Source organism: Stenotrophomonas sp. WED208 (assembly GCF_040984485.1).
Classification (GTDB): Bacteria; Pseudomonadota; Gammaproteobacteria; order Xanthomonadales; family Xanthomonadaceae; genus Stenotrophomonas; species Stenotrophomonas riyadhensis.
This window is the reverse complement of the sequence record NZ_JAZARB010000001.1, coordinates 3,452,654-3,469,718: the sequence shown is the minus strand read 5'-3', so window position 1 is coordinate 3,469,718 and position 17,065 is coordinate 3,452,654. Positions and strand designations below refer to the sequence as shown.

Here is a 17,065-nt window from a genome sequence, read left to right as displayed (position 1 = left end):
CCGCACGTCAGGGGAAATTTGAATGGCCGGCAAGGCATCACCCATCGGGTTGCGGACCTGGGTCTGGATCCTGGCGGGGCTGTTCGTGGTCTGTACGCTGCCGTTGATGGCCATCGCCCTGATCCAGGGCACGCTGCGCTATTCCGCCGCCGAGGACAACCTGGTCAGCCTGCGTCAGCTGCGGCAGACCTTCGATCTCGCCAACCTGGTCTCTGCCGAGCGCGGCCCGGCCAACAGCCTGCTCGGTGCCGACCCGGCCGATGCCGGCGAGCATGCACGGCTTGGCATGCAGCTGGCCGTGGCGCGCAGGCGTGTGGACACCGCGCTGCAGCAGCTGGACACCGTGTTCAAGGCCGATCCGGGCGTGGTGGATGAGCATGGAATGCTGGCCGATGCACAACGTCGCCTGCAATCGGCACGTGCAGGCGTGGACCGGGTGGCGGCGCAGCCGCGTGACGCGCGGCGCGTCGAAGACGTTGAACGCGCGATCAGCAGCATGTTCGCCGTGGTCGATCGCCTGCACCTGCTGACCTCGGCGCAGATCAACGTACTGGTCCGAGCGGACCGCGAAGCGGCGATTCCAGCCATGCAGGGCCAGGTGCTGATCGACCTGCGCGAGCACGGGGGGCGTCTGGCATCCAACGTGATGGCACCGGTGGCGGTACCGGGGGCCTGGCGCAACGAGCAGGTGCGCGCGGCGCTGCAGACCGAGGGTCGCCTGCTGGAGCTGTGGCGGTTGGCCGGCAGCCACGAGTCGGTGTTCCGCAGTGATCCGACGCTGTCCTGGCATTGGGACATGGCGCGACGGCAGTTCTTCGGTGAGTCGCTGCCGATGATCGAACAACTGATCGAAGACGGACGGCGTGGCCTGCCGCCGCCGTGGACCGCTGCCGAGTTCACCCGGCGCTACGTGCCGACCCTGCAGTCGCTGGAAGCGCTTCGCGACGGTTACCTGAGTGTGTCCATCGCCCGGTTCGAACGCACCCGCAACCGCGAGGCGACACGGCTGGCGGTGCTGGTGGCGACGGCACTGGGGACTCTGGTGGTGCTGGGCGTGGCGCTGCGCATCGCGCACCTGCAGATCCTGCGGCCTCTGCTGCAGGCACAACGGCAGGTGATCCAGATCGCCTCTGAAGCGCCGGGACCGGAGCAGCACGTCACCCATCCGCTGGCCGAGATGCAGCGCCTGTTCGATGCCATCGAGGTGCTGCGCGAGAAGTCGCGCGAGCGTTCGGCGCTGACCAGCGAGCTGCGCCAGCTGGCCGGTACCGACGAGCTGACCGGTCTTCTGAACCGGCGTGCGCTGGACGAGGTGGTACAGCAGCGGCATGCCGAGGGCGGCGCCAGTGCGGTGGTGATCCTGTTGGACGTTGACCGTTTCAAATCGATCAATGATGGCCATGGCCATGATGCCGGCGACGAAGTGCTGGTGCAGGTGGCACAGCTGCTGCAGCGCCACCTCCGTCGCAGCGACAGCATTGCCCGCTACGGTGGCGAGGAGTTCCTGGTGCTGTTGGCCGACGGCGACCTGGCGGGTGGCCGCCAGCTGGCCGAATCGCTGCGGCTTGCATTGCAGCAGCTGGATATCGTGGTGGCCGGCGGCACCGCGTTGCGGGTGACCGCCAGCTTCGGCGTGGCCGAGGGTGGCACCGATGCGCTGGGCTGGCGGACCTTGATGCGTGCTGCCGACACTGCCATGTACCAGGCCAAGGCACAGGGCCGCGACCGCGTGCGGGTGGCAGGCGGAGGCCGCATCACGCGCTGACCCGCGATGTTCATCACCGGCGCACGTGGCGCCCCCTAGACTGGGTGTCCGACCGCTGCTGGAGTCCGCCATGACCGTGCGTCCCATTGCCACCGCCGTGCTGCTCGTTGGGCTGCTTGCCGGCTGCGCTACCCCCGCATCAAAGACCGTCGCCGACCCGCCGCGTCATCCTTCCGTTGCGGCCGGCATGAGTCCGGTGCCTGCCTTCACCGGTGGCGGGGCGGGTTGGAGCATCGAGATCGCTTCCACCGGCCAGGGCAACCACGATGCCAGCCTCAGCGCTGACGGCCGCACCCACAAGGGCAGTCTGCGCTATCTCGGCCAGCCGGCCGATGCGCCGAGTTCGCTGATCGTGCTCAACGGCGAGCTTGGCAGGCAGCCGGCCATTGTCGAGATCAAGCGCGAGTCGTGCCGCAATGCCGAGGGTGTGGACACCATGGCCAGTGTGCAGGTGACGATGGAAGGACAACCGCAGCGTCGTGGCTGCGGCCACCTGGCCGTGTACTGAGTCGCTGCCCAACATGCTCGAGATTCCTACCCTGCACACCGCACGCTTGCGGCTGCGCCCGCAGCAGCTGGATGACTTCAGCGTCTACGCGGCGTTCCTGGCGTCGCCGCGCGCGCTGGGCATGGGCGGACCGTTTGGCGAGGTGGCCGCATGGGGCCAGTTCTGCCACGACCTCGCCAGCTGGCATCTGTTCGGCCATGGCGCATTGATCATCGAGCGCGCCGACACGGGGGCCTGTATCGGCCAGGTCGGGATCAACCATGGCCCACTGTTTCCGGAGAAGGAACTGGGCTGGCTGCTGTATGACGGCCACGAAGGGCAGGGCTTCGCCACCGAAGCGGCCGGTGCATTGCGCGACTGGGCCTTCGTGGTGGCGCAGCTGCCGACCCTGGTCAGTTACATGGCGCCGGACAACCAGGCGTCGCAGGCAGTTGCACAGCGGCTGGGCGGCGTGCTCGATGCACAGGCGGTTCGCAGTGACGCGGAGGATCTGGTGTACCGCTACCAGGCATGACGCCTAGCGGCGGGTGGCCGGGGCCTGCACTGCGCGGCCAAGTGCCTTGGCGACGCCTTCGCGCTTCTCGATCAGGAATTCCATCAGGGCGCGCACCCGCGGTGGCATCTGCTCGCGCGAAGGCACGTACAGGTAGAAGCCGGGGAACGGTGCCGACCACTCCGGCATCAGGCGGACCAGACGCCCGTCCGCCAGCATTGGCTGCAATGACAGATCGATGTGCTGCATCACGCCGAGTCCCTGCAGCGCGGCGCGGATCATCCCTTCATCGTCGTTGGTGACATAGCGTCCGCGCGGTTCCACTTCAAAGTCATGGCCGGGCTGGCCCGGCGTGCTGAATTCCCAGGCATAGACCCCGCCGCTGCCGGTCTGCCGGTAGCCCAGGCACTCATGGGCGGCCAGTTCAGCGGGCGTGGTGGGCGTGCCATGCTGGGCCAGGTAGGCCGGCGAGGCGACGACGACCATTTCCAGCATCGGCGTGACCGGCATGGCGATCATGCCTTCGGCCAACCGCTCGCCAAGGCGGATGCCGGCGTCGCAGCCGTCGGCAATGATGCTGGACAGGCCGTCGTCCATCACCAGCTCGATGCGCAGCTCGGGGTAGCGCGCGAAGAACTCCGGCAGATGCGGTTCGATCAGCGTCTTGGCGGTCAGGCGCGCGGTGTTGATGCGCAGCAGGCCTGAAGGTACATCGTGGCTGGCGCGCAGGTTGTGCACGGCTGCCTCGATGGTGCCCAGTGACGGCCGCAGTGCGTCGAACAGGCGCTGGCCTTCTTCGGTCAGCGACATCTCACGGGTGGTCCGGTGCAGCAGGCGCACGCCCAGTTGCCTTTCCAGGGTCTTCAGGTTCTGCGACAGCGCTGGACGCGAGATACCCAGCTCTTCGGCGGCCCGGGTGAAGCTGCGGTGGTGGGCAATGTGGGCGAAGCCAGCCAGGTGCGGCAGCAGGGCGGGGCTGAATGGGGTGGCTGGATTCATCGGGAAAGCCCCTGCTGACTGGTAATTCCAGCTTACTACTGTGGTCAGCATTGTCGGCTTTTTCCGGTCCAATGCCAGGCCTATCGTGTTGGCAACGGCGACACCCGGTCGCCCCTTCGCCGCGCAGAGGAAACGCTCATGGAAACCGTCAGCATCCAGAATCCGGACATGGCCTGGCAGATTGCCGCCGACCTGTATTTCCCGCCGGGCTTCGATCGCCAGCGCAGCTATCCGGCCATCATCAGCATGCACCCGATCGGCAGCTGCAAGGAGCAGACCTCGGGCAACATCTATGGTGAGGCCCTGGCTCGCGAGGGCTACGTGGTGATCGCCTATGACGCCAGCTTCCAGGGCGCCAGCGGCGGCGAGCCGCGGCGGATCGAAGACCCGACCCAGCGCGTGGAGGATGTACGCCGGGTGGTCGACTATCTGGTCACCCTGCCGTACGTGGACGCCGAACGCATCGGCGTACTGGGCATCTGTGGCGGTGGTGGCTACGCGATCAACGCCACCATGACCGAGCGCCGCATCAAGGCGGTCACCAGCATCACCGGAGTCAACTTCGGCCGGCTCAGTCGTGAGGGCTTTGGCGGTTTCGATCCGATCGGCACGCTGGAGGCCATCGCTGCCCAGCGCACCGCCGAGATGCGCGGCGGTGAGGCCCGTGTGGACCTGTTCCTGCCGGCTTCGGTGGAACAGGGGCGCGCTGCCGGCATCACCGATATCGACGTGCTGGAGGCCACGGACTATTACCGCACGCGCGGGCCGCAGCCCAATGGCGTGGTCAGTGCGTTGTTTTCGCATCGCGGTGCAGCGGTGGGCTGGGATGCCTTCCATCTGGCCGAAGTCCTGCTGACCCAGCCGCTGCTGGTGGTGATCGGCGACAAGCCGGGCGGCTTCGGCGCCTACCGCGATGGTCTGGAGATCCATGGCCGTGCGGCGTCGAAGCACAAGCAGTTGAAGGTCGTGGAAGGCTGGTCGCACTACGATCTGTATGACAAGCCGGAGCCGGTGCATCAGGCGCTGTCGGCCATCATTCCCTTCTTTAGGCAGCACATCTGACGTCCTTCGAGGAGATTCTCCATGAGCACGATCACTTTCAGCAGCCGTAACGGCCAGGACATCACGCTGGCAGCGGTGCTTGAGCTGCCGCCGGGCTTTGACGAGCACCAGCAATACCCCGCGGTGGTTGTTGCGCATCCGGGAGGCGGCGTGAAGGAACAGACGGCCGGCCTGTATGCACGCAAGCTTGCCGCGCAGGGACTCGTGGCCATCGCCTTCGATGCCTCCTACCAGGGCGAAAGCACCGGCATGCCGCGGCAGCTGGAGAACCCGTACATCCGCACCGAGGACATTAGCGCGGTGATCGATTACCTGACCACGCTGCCATATGTCGACAACGCGCGTATCGGAGGCATGGGCATCTGCGCGGGCGGAGGCTACACCGCCAACGCTGCGATCAATGATCGTCGCCTGAAAGCGATCGCCACGGTCAGCGCGGTCAACATTGGTTCGATGTTCCGCAATGGGTGGGACAACTCGCTGACTGATGCAGCAGCGATTCCCGCATTGCAGGGTGGCTCTGATGCACGAACGGCAGAGGCCGGCGGTGCCGATACCGTGAGGATTCCGTTGGCCCCGATGCGCCGCGAGGATGCGCCCAACCAGGAGCTGGAAGAGGCGTGGGAGTACTATCACACGTCGCGTTGCGCGCACCCCAATGCTCCGGGTTTCGCCACCGCACGCAGCCTCAACCAGATCATCACCTACGACGCCTACAACAAGGCCGAGGCCTTCCTGACCCAGCCGCTGCTGTGCATCGCCGGCAGCATGGCCGGCAGCAAGTGGATGAGTGACGATCTGTTCGCGCGTGCGGCCAGCCAGGACAAGCGCTTCCACATCGTGGAGGGGGCCAATCACATGTCGTTGTATGACGTGCCACAGTTCGTGGACGAAGCGGTGGCGCAGCTGGTGCCGTTCTTCAACGACGTACTGTAAGTCCCGATGGTGCCGGCCACCGGCCGGTGTCATCCATGTGTACGCTGCACGGCCCAGTCATCGAGATCGGCCAGTTCCGGCGCCAGCGCATGTTCCACCGCCCGGCGCAGCAGCGCCGGTGCAACGTAGTGCCGGTGCGTGGCATCGATCAGCGCCATGTAGATGCGGCCGAACGCGTTGCGGGTCTGCACGCGCGAACCGAGGCTGATCTCGACACCTCCATCCGCACGCAGCTGCACGCGCACGCTGCTGCGGAAACGCAGGTGGCGATCGTCGGCGCCGAGCAGCACTTCGGCGCAGTTGTCCTCGGCATCGATGTGCGCATCCAGCACCGGATAGCGGCCGGCGAACAACCGGCTGCGATCGGTGGACAGCAGCGACGATACCGGGCAGCCCAACGGTGAGGTGCGCAGCCGCAGCGGCGCCACCAGACGGTTGCGCAGCGCCATCAGGTGGCCCACGCCGATGGGCGGATTGCGCAGGAAGCCTTCCAGTACATCGGCCAGCAGTATCGACGCGGAACGATGGGTGACCTGGGTGTTGTCCAGGCGCAGGGTGGTCAGATCCCGGTAGTGGCTGTGCGGCAGGGCCGCCGGCAGCAGGCCGTCGTTGGTGGCGGCCTGCGAGTGGACGGGATAGGCCGGCGTTGCGCGTTCGACGAAGCCGCGCAAGCGCCGCAATGAAATCCTGCGCAGCGGCCCCAACAGGGCGCGGGTACGTGCACACAGGTGGGCGCACAGGCTGGGAGGTGCTGCCTGCAGCGACAGCTGCAGCAGGGGCGCGGCCGCGAGGCTTGCGGCCGTGGGCCAGTGTGGTTCGGGCAGTACGTCGGTCAGGCTGGGAATATCGGCGGCATTGCGTTGCACCTGCGCGCGGGCCTGCGCGCTCATCGCACCGGCCAGTTCATTGCTGTGGCAGGACAACGCGAACAGCGCCGGATGTGCGCGATGGTTCGATGCGAACTGGTGCCACGTCCCGCCACCGAAGCGCACCGTGAACAGGCAATCCGGTGGGATACGGATGCGCCGCAGGGTGCGGGCGAAGGCGCCGGGATCGTTCGCCAGCTGCGCATCGGACGCGGTGGCGAAGCGCAGTTCGGCGCCCGCACTGCCGGCGATGGCAGTGAACATGCGCGGCCCGGCATGGCGATGGAAGGGATGGCCGCCGGCGCCGACAGTGAAGCTGTACAGCGACGAGGCGTCGCCGTGCTGCAGGTGCATGCCGCCGAGCCGTGCCGAAGGCTCGTCCAGCGCGTCGATGAAGGCCGGGTGGTGGCGCTGGCGCTGGCTGGCGTCGGCAACCAGCGCATCGCCGGCGCCAATGCCGAGCTGTGCGATCAGCGTGACTTCGGTCGGACTGCCACCCCGCTGTGCGGGAAGCTGTACGCCTGGAAACGAACGGCGGTCGCGGGTCGAACCAGGCATCGTCATGCTCCTTGGCAGGAAGGATCAGCGGGCAGGGGACTTGCGGCGGGCACGGGCTTCGCGCTTGAGCGGGCCACCGACTGGACAGACTTCGGCTGCCCAGGAAAACAGCGTGTTGGCCAGGCGGTCAGGCACCTGCCGGAAGTACACGAACTGGCCGCGCTTTTCGCGCTCGATCAGCCCGGCTTCCTCAAGGATGCGCAGGTGGCTGGACAGCGCGGGCTTGCTGAAGTCGAAGCGCTCGGCCAGCTCACCCGCACTGAGTTCACCGGCGCTGAGATAGGCCAGGATCTGGCGGCGGGCAGTGGAGGCGAGGGCTTCGAAGATGCGGTCCATGGCGAGGCAATTAGCTAATTCGTTAATTAATGGTCTTCCTGTGCAGGGCGGCTGTCAAGCGCCCGTTGCCTGCCGTGCTCGCGATTCAGCCTTTCACGCCGCATGTGGTATATCGTTTATCGATAAATCCACCCCGGGGCGGCGATGCTGCCTCAATGCCGGAGGCCGCTTGACCGCTCGTCCCGCCCGCGCCAGACCCGCGCGAGGCTTGTTCACCCTGGCCCAGGCCGCCGTACAGGCCGTCCGGGCGATGTGCTGGCTGGGCATCCTGGCCGCACTGCTGGCCGTGCCACTGGTCGCCCACGACCGCCGCTGGCTGCTCGACAGCGTGCACGACACCGCTGCCGCCGCCGCACATGGCAATGATCTGTTCCTGCATTTCTGCCTGGGCCTGGGCGCGATCGTCGCGTTGCTGGTGCTGTGCCTGCTGTTCCTGCGCCACCTGCTGCGGCTGCTGAGGTCGGCGGCGCGCGAGCGGCCGTTCACCCACGCCAATGCACAGCGGCTGCAACGCATGGCGTGGCTGATGCTGGCAATGGAGCTGCTGTCGATCCTGATCGGCGCCTACGCGGCCTGGATGGGCCCGGACTTCACCTGGATGGAGGTGGGCGGCGGCATGTCGATCACCGGCCTGGTCGCGGTGCTGATGCTGTTCGTACTGGCCCGCGTGTTCGCGGTGGGTGCAGCGATGCGCGATGATCTTGATGGTGTCATCTGATGGCGATCGTCATCACCCTGGACCGCATGCTGCAGGAGCGGGGCATGACCCTGTCCGAGCTGGCCGGGCGTATCGACATCACCCTGGCCAATCTCTCGATCCTGAAGACCGGCAAGGCGCGCGCCATCCGCTTTTCCACGCTTGATGCAATCTGCCGCGAGCTGCAATGCACACCGGGTGACCTGCTGGGGCATGACCCGACACAGGCGCAGGACGCTGACTGAGTGTTTCCCCTTCTCCCTTACCTACTGACGAAACGGACCTGAAATGGAATGGTTGGCTGACCCCTCGATATGGATGGGCCTTGCAACCCTGGTCGTGCTGGAGATCGTTCTCGGCATCGACAACCTGGTGTTCATCGCGATCCTGGCTGACAAACTGCCGCCGCACCAGCGCGACCGCGCGCGGGTGATCGGCCTGGCGCTGGCACTGCTGATGCGGCTGGTGCTGCTGGCGGCGCTGGCCTGGATCATGAAGTTGACCGAGCCGCTGGTCACCTTGTTCGACCACAGCTTCTCCGGGCGTGACCTGATCCTGCTGGGTGGTGGCCTGTTCCTGCTGTTCAAGGGCACCATGGAGCTGCACGAGCGTCTGGAAGGCCGCGAGCACCACGAAGATGGCAAGAAGGTCTACGCCAGCTTCGCGATGGTGGTGGCACAGATCGTGGTGCTCGACGCGGTGTTCTCGCTGGACTCGGTGATCACCGCAGTCGGTATGGTCGACAACCTGGGCGTGATGTACGCCGCGGTGACCATCGCGATGGCGCTGATGCTGGTGGCCAGCAAGCCGCTGACCCGCTTCGTCAACAAGCATCCCACGGTGGTGGTGCTGTGCCTGGGCTTCCTGCTGATGATCGGCTTCAGCCTGGTGGCCGAAGGCCTGGGCTACAAGATTCCGAAGGGCTATCTGTACGCGGCCATTGCCTTCTCGATCCTGGTTGAAGCCTTCAACCAGTGGGTGCGCTTCAATCGTGAGCGCAACGAGCGCCGCCAGCCGTTCCGCCAGCGCACCGCCGATGCCGTGCTGAGGATGCTCGGCGCGCGGCCGGCCAACGGCCATCACGACGAAGAGGCCAGCGAGCAGGTGGATGCTGAAGAGCGGTTGCAACCGGCCGAGCACGAGATGATCCGCAGCGTACTGGGCCTGGCTGATCGCCCGGTGTCGAGCGTGATGACCGTGCGTGCCGACGTGCAGTGGATCGACCTGGCACGTGGGCAGGAGGACGTGGTGGCGCGCCTGGTGGCATCGCCGCATACCCGCCTGCTGGTCGGCGACGGTGATCTGGACAGCCTGCGTGGCGTGGTGCAGAGCCGGGACGTGTTGGCTGACCTGCTGCAGGGCAAGCCGCTGCAGCTGGAAGGCAACCTGCGCGAACCGCAATACGTCCTGTCCAGTGCCAGTGCGCTGCAGGCGCTGGAGCTGATCCGCCAGCATCCGGTGCCGCTGGCGGTGGCGGTGGACGAATACGGCAGCGTGGAGGGCCTGGTGACTGCCAACGATCTGCTGGCGGCCATTGCCGGTGACCTGGTCGATACCCAGGACGAGCGCTATGGCGTGGTCGCACAGGGCGAGGATCAGTGGGAGGCCGATGGTGCGCTGACGCTGGATGACCTGCAGCGATTGGCGGGTGTGTCGCTGCCACGCAGTGCCGACTACATGACCATCTCCGGGCTGGTGCTGGAGCAGCTGGGCCGTCTGCCGGACATCGGCGATGCGGTGGAAATTGCCGACGTGCGCATTACGGTACTGGCGATGGAGAAGCGCCGCATCGCCCGCCTGCGGGTGGAACGCCTGGGCCACCCGTAGAGTCAGCCTGCTCGACTGCTTCCTGAGCAGCCGAGCGCAGGCTCGGCTCTACACAACACTGCCGGCAACCGTCACCATGGCAGGCCCGTTTTCTTTCCAGGATGGTTGCAGTGCTGAGTACGATCGGTTTGTTGATGGGCCTGTACGTGGCCTGGCGCCTGTTCTGGCCGCTGCGCATGCCCGCCGCATTGAAGGTCGTGCTGTCGCTGCTGCTGGTGGGCGTTGCCGTGCAGCTGCGCATCGTCGCCACGTTCTGGGGCACGACGGCGTCGCCCGAGATACCGAAGCTGGCCATCGCCACGCTGGCCACCGGCTCCACCGCGGTGTTGCTGCTGGCGCTGGTGATGCTGGTGCTGGACGCCGGCCTGCTGCTGTCGCGCCTGTTGCGCTGGCCGCGTACTGTATCGGTCCTGCGCGCGCCGAAGCTGCGGCCGACGGCAGGTCTGCTGGCCCTGCTCGTGAGTGGTTATGGTGTCAGCCAGGGCATGGCCGTACCCAAGCCCCGGCAGATCGAGGTGAGCATTGCCGGGCTGCCGGCCGCGTTCGACGGCTATCGCGTGCTGCAGTTGACCGACATTCATGCCAGCCGCCTGCTGACCGGCGACTGGGTACGCAGGGTGGTGGACGAGAGCAATGCACTGAAGCCGGACCTGATCGTGATCACCGGCGACCTGATCGATGGCAGCGTCGAGGCCCGACGCGACGACGCGCGTCCTCTGGCCGATCTGCAGGCACCGGATGGTGTCATCGCCATCACTGGCAACCACGAGTACTACGCGCAGTACCAGGCGTGGATGCAGGCGTTCCGCGCGCTGCACATGCAGGTGCTGGAGAACAGCCACCTGCAGGTGCGGCGCGGCGATGCGGCGCTGACCATCGCCGGTGTCACCGATCCGGTGGCGGCACGCTATGGCCTGCCGTTGCCGGATCTGGAGACCGCGCTGGCCGGTGCCGATCCCGCCGCGCCGGTGATCCTGCTCGATCACCGCCCGCGCAATGCGCGCGAGGCGGCCGCGCGTGGCGTGAAGCTGCAATTGTCCGGACATACCCACGGCGGGCAGATCATCGGCATGGACCAGCTGGTGAAGCGTGCCAACGGTGGCTATGTCTCCGGCCGCTACGAGGTGGATGGCATGACCCTGTACGTGAGCAATGGTGCAGGCCTGTGGGCCGGATTCCCGGCACGCATCGGCGTGCGTTCGGAAATCACCCTGATCACCCTGCGCCGCGCCCCGTGACCCCTGACAAACCACATGGAAGGAACCATGACCCATCCCCGCGCACCGATGGAGCGCCTGATCCGCGCCAATGCCGATGAGATCAACCGGCTCCGCCAGCTGATCCGCGATACCGCTGGCGCGCGCTGGCGTGGCCCGGAAGAAATGCAGCGGCATGCGGCAGCCTGCGCGGAATACAACCAGCGCTATGAACAGCTTGCTTTCCCGGGTGGCTACGCCAACGCGCTGAAGCAACTTGCCGAACGCGATCCAGATACGGTGGATGTCGTGCTGACCTTCCTTGAGGTGCGCCCGTACTTCTTCCGTTCCGGATACATGTGGAAGACGCTGCTGAAGCGTGTGCAACGGGTATCCATGGGAACGAAGCAACACGCACGGCTGCAGAAGATCCTCGATGCCTACGCTGCCTATCGCGCCACACGTGACGGCTGATGGGGACGGCATGATGGGGTCAGATCCCTTCACCTTTGGCAAAGGGATCTGACCCCGGCCTGTCAGGCCGCCCGCAGCGGCGGCCGCCCATGCGCACTTCGACGCAGCGCTTGTGCCCGCTTGGCGATCCAGCGCACCACGAAGGCGGTGAACAGCAGCGCCGACGGCACCGCATACCAGAAGTTGCCCGGCACGCGCTTGAAGTACGAGTAGGTGAACACCGCCGCGATGATCCACATGCCGGTCAGGTGCAGGCGACGCCAGGCCGTGGGTCCCATGCGCCGGGCGAGCCCCCGGTGCGAGGTGATGGCCAGCGCCAGGATGGCGATGTAGCCCACCGTGCCCGGGAGGTTGGCCAGCGCTGAGCGTGCTGGCCAGAACGCCGGGTTGAGGATGCCGAAACTGGTGATGGCGACTGCGTGCAGCAGGTGCGAGAACGCGAAGGACAGGCCGATGATGCGCCGTTCGCGCAGCAGGAAACGAGTGAACGGACCGGGCAGCAGGGTGGCGAAGGAGGATGCCGTGAATGCCGCCAGGAACAGTAGGAACGATGTGCGGGCGGTGAGCCGGATCGCCGCGCGGCTGCCTTCGGCTGCATCGGGATACAGGGTGAAGGCGGTCAGTGCGAACGCGATCAGGACCACGCCGATGGCTACGAACAGGCGCCAGCCGTGCAGGAAGGACGTGTTGGATACAGTCATGGTCAGGCCTCGAAGAATGGAGAGTGGGTAGTGCCGGCCGCTGGCCGGCATTCCCGGGGATCGGTCGACGCAACCAGAACGCTTGCCGTGCAGAGTTCGCGCAGCAAGGGAATGCAGGCCGCACGCAATGCGTCCGTTGCCACGTCATGTGTTTCGGACAGCGCCTGCAGTGCTTCATCCACAGGCGCGCCGTCGTCACCGAAGACCGAAAGCAGCGCGTAGGCCAGCGGTGACAGTTCCTCGGTCTGCAGGCTGAAATCGGCGAGGCGCTGTATCACCAGCAGCGTAGGAGCTGCATCCAGCATCGGTTCCAGCATCTCGTCCACATGTACCGGCCACCGGTAGCCAAGCACCCGCACCAGCGGCGAAACCGCCAGCACGTCACTGTCCACCGGAACGCGGTGCAGCGAACGCCCGGCGGCGCGCGCTTCAATGTGCAGCGACTGCTGCGTGCTCTCGTAGTGCGCCAGTTCCGCTGCCCAGGCCGGCAGCGCCAACGCATCCTGCATCGTCAGCCAGGCCGCGAATTCGCCAGCGATCTGTGGGAAAAACGGGGTACGGCAGGTATGGCTGGCGTAGTAGTGCTCCACGGTGTCGCGCCAGCGCGGCATGCCCAACTGGTGTTGCAGGCGTGGCAGGGTGCCAGCCAGCAGGGTGTCCAGGCTGTCGATGCACAGGCGGCGGTACACCGCCAGCCGGCGCGCCTCGATGCCATCGGGGGCGGCCATTGATGGGTCGCGCACATGGTCGGCCCAACGCCGTTGCAGGGTGGCCAGCGACTCAGCCATGGGCCACCTCGGGCCAATGTGCCTCGGCCTGTGCCTGGCGGATCTGCGCGACCTCGGCCAGCAACTCGGCCAGTGGCGGGAAGTTGAAGTCGCGTTCGAGCAGAGTGGGACGCACGCCCACCCGCGCATAGGCCTCGCGCAACAGAGCCCAGACCACGCCTTTCACCGGCGCACCGTGGGTGTCGATCTTGAAGCCATCGTCTTCATCGAAGTGGCCCGCCACATGCAGCGAGGCGACCCGCTGGGCCGGCACGCGGGCCAGGAATTCGAACGCGTCGTAGCCGTTGTTGCAGGCATTGACGAAGACGTTGTTGACGTCCAGCAGCAGGTCGCAGTCCGCCTCGGCGAGCACGGCGTTGATGAAATCGATCTCGCTCATTTCGGCACCGGCAACGGCGTAGTAGGAAATGTTCTCCACGGCGATGCGTCGGCCCAGCATGTCCTGCACCTGGGCGATGCGGCCGGCGACGTGATGCACGGCCTCGGCGGTGAACGGCAGCGGCAGCAGGTCGTAGACGTGGCCACCGGCAGCGCAGTAGCTCAGGTGTTCGCTGTACAGCTGCACCTGGTGCAGGTCGAGGAAGGCACGCGTCTGGGCCAGCAGGGGGCGGTCCAGCGGATCAGGACCGCCCAGCGACAGCGACAGGCCATGGCAGGTCAGGGGGTGGCGTTCGCTCAACCTGCGCAGCGCTGCACCGTGTGCACCGCCGACGCCGATCCAGTTGTCGGGCGAAACTTCGAGGAAGTCGATGGCACCGGCCGGCATGGCCAGCAGTTCGTCGATCAGGCCACGGCGCAGGCCAAGACCGGCGGCATTGGAAGGCAGGGGCAGGCTCATGACGGATGCTCCAGGGAGAGGGCGCCGCCTCGGAGGCGGCGCCGGTTGAACGTCGATCAATCGGCGACGCGGGAGAACAGGCCCTTCGGCATCGGCTTGCCGTTGGCGGTGTAGACGCTGCGCAGGTAGTCGTGCGCTTCCTGCTCGCTGATGTAGCCGTCGTGGTCGGTGTCGATGCGGTCGAACTCGGCGGCACGCTTGGCGGCCACGGCGTTGAACTCGGCACGCGAGACCCGGCCATCGTGGTCGCGGTCGGTGCGGGCAAACGAGGCGTCGCCGCACTTGCCTTCGCCACACTGGCCCTCGGCCACCTTGGCCTTGCCGGCGGGCTTGCCGGTGGCGGTCTTGTTGGCCCCGCACTTGCCTTCACCGCACTTGCCTTCGGCGGCAGCGCTCATGGTCACGGCACTGATCGCCAGTGGCTGGATCGCTGCGGCCTGGCCGGCCAGCAGCAGGCCACCGGCGAGGGCGATGCCGATGGCACCGATGCGCGGCAGGCGGGAGGAAGGGGTGGTCTTGGTCGAGACGGACATGGTGGTGACTCCTTGGGAAAGCACGCGGGGCGTGCGGGATGGACGCCGCTTGAAGGCGACGGAAACGAAGGGAAGAAGCGCGGTGAAGGGGCGAAGCGGATCAGGCGTTGCGTCGACAGCGCAGTACGTAACCCACCAGCAGCACACCGCCGAGCAGGGCGCCGCCGAAGCCGATGCCGGGCAGCAGTGCGGCAACCGGCAGCAGCAGGGCGATGAGGCTGACGCCCCAACCCAAGCCGTCATTGCCAACGGGGGCGTGCTGCGAGCCGGCCAGCAGACGGTCGACGCTGAGTGCGCCACCGCCGTTGAGGATCAGTGGCAGCAGCATGGCCAGGAACAGCAGCGGCAGCTTGAAGTTGCCGTAGCCCTGGTCGGTGATTGCATAGCCCTGCCAGAGTTCGCCCAGGCCGTTCCATTGGTCGGGCCAGTGCACGGCGGCGATGGCGACCACGGTCAGTACCCAGAACACATAAGCCACCGAGCGCGTGGCCAGGCCGAGCAGCAGCATCACTGCGCCCACCAGTTCCAGCCAGGTGGCCAGCTGCCAGTTCAGTGATGCGGGCAGGGTGGAGAACGGGAACGGGAAACGGCCTTCCAGGTCGGCGAACCAGTTCTGGCCGCCCAGCTTTTCGCGGCCGGATTCAAAGAATTCCCAGGCCAGCAGGGTGCGCAGCGCCAATGGCGAGAGCCAGCGGCCGACGGCGTCCAGGCGGGGGGTGTACACGGAAGAGGCGGTGCTGATCATGGTGGTGTCCTGCGGGCCAGTGGTCGATGGAGGCCATTTCAGGCGGCGCAGGTATCGGCAACGTGTGCCGTTGCCCGGGGTTTTGTCAGCGACTGTGGCCGCGGCCGGGGTTTCGTACAGTCAGATACAAAGACGATGTGTCGAGGCACATCGGGGCGTTGCGCGCCCGCGTGCGGGCAGCGATATCCACCCGGTAGCGTCCGGCCGGGCCCGGCGGCCGAATGTATCCCACTGTAGAAACCCGCCTGCGCCCTACAGTCCGGTACAACTCCGTGCCGTGGAGAAACAGCGCCGATACACCGGCAGGCGGAAATGGCCACTCCCAACACCGGAGTGCCTCCCATGATCCGTACCTCGTTGCTTGCTGCCGCTCTCGCCCTTGCCGGCGCCGCAGCCCCCGCCTTCGCTGCCCAGGCCGATACCGCTGCACCGCCCACCGTCATCCTGGTGCACGGCGCGTTCGCCGATGGCTCCAGCTGGAGCAAGGTCATCAGCACGTTGCATGGCTGGAAGCTGCCTGCGGTGGCCGTGCAGAATCCGCTCACCTCGCTGGCCGACGATGTTGCCGCCACCCGTCGTGCGATTGCCGCTGCACCCGGCAAGGTGGTGCTGGTCGGCCACAGCTGGGGCGGTACGGTCATCACCGAGGCGGGCAATGACCCGAAGGTGCAGGCGCTGGTGTACGTGGCGGCCTTCGCACCGGATGCAGGGCAGTCTTCGGCGCAGCAAGGCGAAGGTTTTCCGGTCGGTCCGGGCCTGGCCCGCCTGCAGGAGAGGGATGGCTACCTGACATTGCCGGCCGATGCGATCGCCCAGGACTTCGCGCCGGACGTGATGAAGAAGTCGGCTGCGCTGCTGTACAGCACCCAGGTCCCGCTTAAGGCCAGCGCGCTGGGCGAGGTGGTGAACGTTGCGGCGTGGCGCAGCAAGCCGAGTTGGTACGTGCTCAGCCGTGACGATCGCATGCTGTCGCCGCAGCTGCAGGCCGCCACCGCAAAGCGCATTGGCGCGCAGCTGCAATCGATCGGCAGCAGCCATGTGTCGCTGCTTTCGCATCCTGCGCAGGTGGCCGACAGCATCCTGGAAGCGGCAGGCGTGAAGCCCGCCGAACTGCCGCTGGCCGAGCAGGGGGGCTGAGCGATGGCCACACTGCGAGGGTATGCACTGCCCCTGCTACTGGGCCTGCTGGGTGGAGCGGCGTTGTTGCTGGCATGGCCCGGCGCGGATGCTGGCGCGCAGCCGCTCGACGCAGCGCCGGTGGCGGGGTTCGACGGTGGCGGGCCATGGCACAACAGCTCCCCGCTCACACTGAAGCAGTTGCGGGGGCAGGTGGTGCTGGTCGAGTTCTGGACCTACACCTGCAGCAACTGCCTCAACGCGGCGCCGTATGTCCACCAGTGGCATGCACGGTACGCGTCGCAGGGCCTGAAGGTGATCGGCGTGCATACGCCGGAGTTCGCCTATGAAGGGCTGCCCGGCAACGTGCGCAGGGCCATCGCACGGTTGGATATCACCTGGCCGGTGGTGCAGGACAACCAGTACCGGATCTGGAACGCCTGGGGCAACCGCTTCTGGCCCGCGCTGTACCTGCTCGACCGGCAGGGGCGGGTGGTCTACCGCCATTACGGTGAGGGCGACTACGCACGTACCGAAAACGAGATCCAGCGCCTGCTGGCCAACCCCTGAGCCGCGCTACCATGGCTGCGCCGCGCGGCGCTGTCCCCCTGCCTTCATCGAGAACGC

General features: G+C 66.7%; 20 protein-coding genes. 12 read left to right on the top strand and 8 right to left on the bottom strand.

Going from position 1 to position 17,065, the window contains the following annotated elements:
* Positions 1 to 22: 22 nt before the first annotated feature.
* From VPH47_RS15695 to VPH47_RS15685, 3 genes are all read left to right on the top strand, one after another.
* The gene (locus VPH47_RS15695) at positions 23 to 1,765 is read left to right on the top strand and encodes a diguanylate cyclase (protein WP_153856419.1); all 1,743 of its coding nucleotides are present in this window, start codon (positions 23 to 25) and stop codon (positions 1,763 to 1,765) included.
* Between the two features lie 70 nt (positions 1,766 to 1,835).
* Positions 1,836 to 2,273, top strand: a complete 438-nt coding sequence (locus VPH47_RS15690) for a hypothetical protein (protein WP_197610186.1) — start codon at positions 1,836 to 1,838, stop codon at positions 2,271 to 2,273.
* Between the two features lie 13 nt (positions 2,274 to 2,286).
* Positions 2,287 to 2,787 (top strand): GNAT family N-acetyltransferase, encoded by a 501-nt coding sequence (locus tag VPH47_RS15685; RefSeq protein ID WP_368851210.1) that lies wholly within the window; start codon positions 2,287 to 2,289, stop codon positions 2,785 to 2,787.
* Positions 2,788 to 2,790: 3 nt separating this feature from the next.
* Here the strand turns inward: VPH47_RS15685 and VPH47_RS15680 are convergent, their stop codons facing one another.
* Positions 2,791 to 3,765 carry a LysR family transcriptional regulator gene (locus VPH47_RS15680; RefSeq protein ID WP_368851209.1) on the bottom strand — a complete coding sequence of 325 codons (975 nt, stop codon included), beginning with the start codon at positions 3,763 to 3,765 and terminating at the stop codon, positions 2,791 to 2,793.
* Between the two features lie 138 nt (positions 3,766 to 3,903).
* Here VPH47_RS15680 and VPH47_RS15675 point away from each other — a divergent pair, with 138 nt between their 5' ends.
* Positions 3,904 to 4,827, top strand: a complete 924-nt coding sequence (locus tag VPH47_RS15675; protein WP_110711545.1) for an alpha/beta hydrolase — start codon at positions 3,904 to 3,906, stop codon at positions 4,825 to 4,827.
* A gap of 21 nt (positions 4,828 to 4,848) precedes the next feature.
* Positions 4,849 to 5,763, top strand: coding sequence for an alpha/beta hydrolase (locus tag VPH47_RS15670; protein WP_197610192.1), 915 nt, complete (start codon positions 4,849 to 4,851; stop codon positions 5,761 to 5,763).
* A gap of 29 nt (positions 5,764 to 5,792) precedes the next feature.
* On the opposite strand, the gene VPH47_RS15665 is transcribed toward VPH47_RS15670, so the two are convergent.
* Together VPH47_RS15665 and VPH47_RS15660 are read right to left on the bottom strand one after the other, a co-directional pair.
* Positions 5,793 to 7,187, bottom strand: coding sequence for a DUF2867 domain-containing protein (locus VPH47_RS15665; RefSeq protein ID WP_368851208.1), 1,395 nt, complete (start codon positions 7,185 to 7,187; stop codon positions 5,793 to 5,795).
* A 24-nt stretch (positions 7,188 to 7,211) separates the two neighbouring features.
* Positions 7,212 to 7,523, bottom strand: a complete 312-nt coding sequence (locus VPH47_RS15660; RefSeq protein ID WP_004147836.1) for a metalloregulator ArsR/SmtB family transcription factor — start codon at positions 7,521 to 7,523, stop codon at positions 7,212 to 7,214.
* A gap of 250 nt (positions 7,524 to 7,773) precedes the next feature.
* Between VPH47_RS15660 and VPH47_RS15655 the strand changes: the two genes are divergently transcribed.
* The 5 genes from VPH47_RS15655 (at position 7,774) to VPH47_RS15635 (ending at position 11,717) form a co-directional block, all read left to right on the top strand.
* Entirely contained in the window at positions 7,774 to 8,241 is a 468-nt protein-coding gene (locus VPH47_RS15655; RefSeq protein ID WP_110714278.1) for a DUF2975 domain-containing protein, read from the top strand.
* Positions 8,241 to 8,465: a helix-turn-helix transcriptional regulator gene (locus VPH47_RS15650; protein ID WP_010483459.1), complete on the top strand. Its 225-nt coding sequence runs from the start codon at positions 8,241 to 8,243 to the stop codon at positions 8,463 to 8,465. The genes VPH47_RS15655 and VPH47_RS15650 overlap by 1 nt, the downstream gene beginning before the upstream one ends.
* 43 nt (positions 8,466 to 8,508) lie before the next feature.
* Positions 8,509 to 10,047 (top strand): TerC family protein, encoded by a 1,539-nt coding sequence (locus tag VPH47_RS15645; protein WP_368851207.1) that lies wholly within the window; start codon positions 8,509 to 8,511, stop codon positions 10,045 to 10,047.
* Positions 10,048 to 10,148: 101 nt separating this feature from the next.
* Positions 10,149 to 11,285: a metallophosphoesterase gene (locus VPH47_RS15640; protein WP_110711553.1), complete on the top strand. Its 1,137-nt coding sequence runs from the start codon at positions 10,149 to 10,151 to the stop codon at positions 11,283 to 11,285.
* 27 nt (positions 11,286 to 11,312) lie between these two features.
* A complete protein-coding gene (locus VPH47_RS15635) occupies positions 11,313 to 11,717 on the top strand; it encodes a hypothetical protein (RefSeq protein WP_368851206.1) in 405 nt (134 codons plus the stop codon).
* A 62-nt stretch (positions 11,718 to 11,779) separates the two neighbouring features.
* Here the strand turns inward: VPH47_RS15635 and VPH47_RS15630 are convergent, their stop codons facing one another.
* From VPH47_RS15630 to VPH47_RS15610, 5 genes are all read right to left on the bottom strand, one after another.
* The gene (locus VPH47_RS15630; protein WP_368851205.1) at positions 11,780 to 12,418 is read right to left on the bottom strand and encodes a ferric reductase-like transmembrane domain-containing protein; all 639 of its coding nucleotides are present in this window, start codon (positions 12,416 to 12,418) and stop codon (positions 11,780 to 11,782) included.
* Positions 12,419 to 12,420: 2 nt separating this feature from the next.
* Complete coding sequence (locus VPH47_RS15625) at positions 12,421 to 13,206, bottom strand: DUF2063 domain-containing protein (RefSeq protein ID WP_368851204.1); 786 nt, start codon at positions 13,204 to 13,206, stop codon at positions 12,421 to 12,423.
* On the bottom strand, positions 13,199 to 14,044 hold the full coding sequence (locus tag VPH47_RS15620; protein ID WP_368851203.1) for a DUF692 domain-containing protein: 846 nt from the start codon (positions 14,042 to 14,044) through the stop codon (positions 13,199 to 13,201). Before VPH47_RS15620 ends, VPH47_RS15625 begins: the two co-directional genes overlap by 8 nt.
* 56 nt (positions 14,045 to 14,100) lie before the next feature.
* Positions 14,101 to 14,577: an EF-hand domain-containing protein gene (locus tag VPH47_RS15615; protein WP_368851202.1), complete on the bottom strand. Its 477-nt coding sequence runs from the start codon at positions 14,575 to 14,577 to the stop codon at positions 14,101 to 14,103.
* A gap of 100 nt (positions 14,578 to 14,677) precedes the next feature.
* On the bottom strand, positions 14,678 to 15,322 hold the full coding sequence (locus VPH47_RS15610; RefSeq protein WP_368851201.1) for a DoxX family protein: 645 nt from the start codon (positions 15,320 to 15,322) through the stop codon (positions 14,678 to 14,680).
* Between the two features lie 342 nt (positions 15,323 to 15,664).
* Between VPH47_RS15610 and VPH47_RS15605 the strand changes: the two genes are divergently transcribed.
* Positions 15,665 to 16,459: an alpha/beta hydrolase gene (locus VPH47_RS15605; RefSeq protein WP_368851200.1), complete on the top strand. Its 795-nt coding sequence runs from the start codon at positions 15,665 to 15,667 to the stop codon at positions 16,457 to 16,459.
* 3 nt (positions 16,460 to 16,462) lie between these two features.
* The gene (locus VPH47_RS15600) at positions 16,463 to 17,008 is read left to right on the top strand and encodes a redoxin family protein (RefSeq protein WP_368851199.1); all 546 of its coding nucleotides are present in this window, start codon (positions 16,463 to 16,465) and stop codon (positions 17,006 to 17,008) included.
* Positions 17,009 to 17,065 lie beyond the last annotated feature (57 nt).